This is a genomic window from Endozoicomonas sp. ONNA2 (assembly GCF_024606365.1).
In the GTDB taxonomy this organism is placed as follows: Bacteria; Pseudomonadota; Gammaproteobacteria; order Pseudomonadales; family Endozoicomonadaceae; genus Endozoicomonas.
Genome location: NZ_JAHHPO010000524.1, coordinates 1 through 1,155, shown reverse-complemented (window position 1 = coordinate 1,155; position 1,155 = coordinate 1). Strand labels below are relative to the sequence as shown.

The window sequence follows — 1,155 nt, the reverse complement described above, 5'->3', positions numbered from 1 at the left end:
TATTTCATAAACGTGCTCCCGATCTCGCTTGTCCTTTGCCGCTCTAAGGGAGTTTCAATCCCGCCTATCTGAATTCCATGGGGAGACCCCGTGTGAAGAAAATTCCTACCGGTCGGGGCAGCATATCGCCGCTGACCTTGCTGGCAATATGGTCAGTATCGGCCATCACCTCGCTGCCCGGCCTGGCAGTGTCTCCTATTATCGGGCAACTGGATACGATTTTTACCAACGTATCAGTGTTGAACATCCCTTCCATACTGCTTTCCGGTCAGCTGGCCATTACCGGGAACAAACTGTTGATTCTGATCACTGGCCTGATGATCTTCATGATCAGTAGCGTGCTCTGTTTCTTTGCGGAAAGTATTCGGGCACTGTTGTACATTAGCCTGTTATTGGGGGTCGGTGCAGGTATCGTTATTCCCCTGTCTACCAGCTTGATCAATGATTTTTTCACCGGGAAGTATCGAATCCGCCAGTTTGGTATCAGCTCGTTTATCACCAATCTTACCCTGGTTTTAGCCACAGTCCTGACCGGATGGCTGGCCGAGATTAACTGGCACTATCCTTTTTTTATTTACCTGTTATGTCCCTTTTTTAATACAGGCCTATCATTTATCCAGTGTCTGGGCAGGGTGGATGTTATCCATCTTTTTCCTGGTCATGATGTTACCGGGGCTTTTTATTAAAGAGCTGGTTGATTTTTTATCCAATTACACGGTGGCGATATGTTTTGGGAGTATTGCCCTGGGACTGATAATCATTACCGTAATCCTGCCCTGACGGCATTGGGAATATCCATAGTCGGCTTCAGCTACGGTATTATCCAGCCATTTGTATACGATAAGACGGCATCGTTGTCCAATCACCGTCAAGCCAGTCTGTCGCTGGCTTTGGTTATGTCGATGAACTATATGGCTATTGTCTTATTTCCTTTCTTGATGGACATTATTGATTTCACCTTTCATACCGGTAGTAGCGCACGGTTGCCTTTTGGAATTTTTGTACTATTGTCGTTAATGATATGTCTGTTTTGTTTTTATCAACGTGACAGTGAAGTGTTATCGGCAGAAGGGTTAGGGTAAACGTTACATTGTTCCTGTCTCGCAAAATCCCTTAGAGCGACAAAGTCCTCGGCTTTGGCATCCTGCGTCACCC

The 1,155-nt window shown here is 46.1% G+C and carries 1 protein-coding gene; it reads left to right on the top strand.

What is annotated here, in order from left to right:
* Positions 1 to 92 precede the first annotated feature (92 nt).
* Positions 93 to 686, top strand: a complete 594-nt coding sequence (locus tag KDK14_RS09285) for an MFS transporter (RefSeq protein WP_257264819.1) — start codon at positions 93 to 95, stop codon at positions 684 to 686.
* Positions 687 to 1,155: the final 469 nt, after the last annotated feature.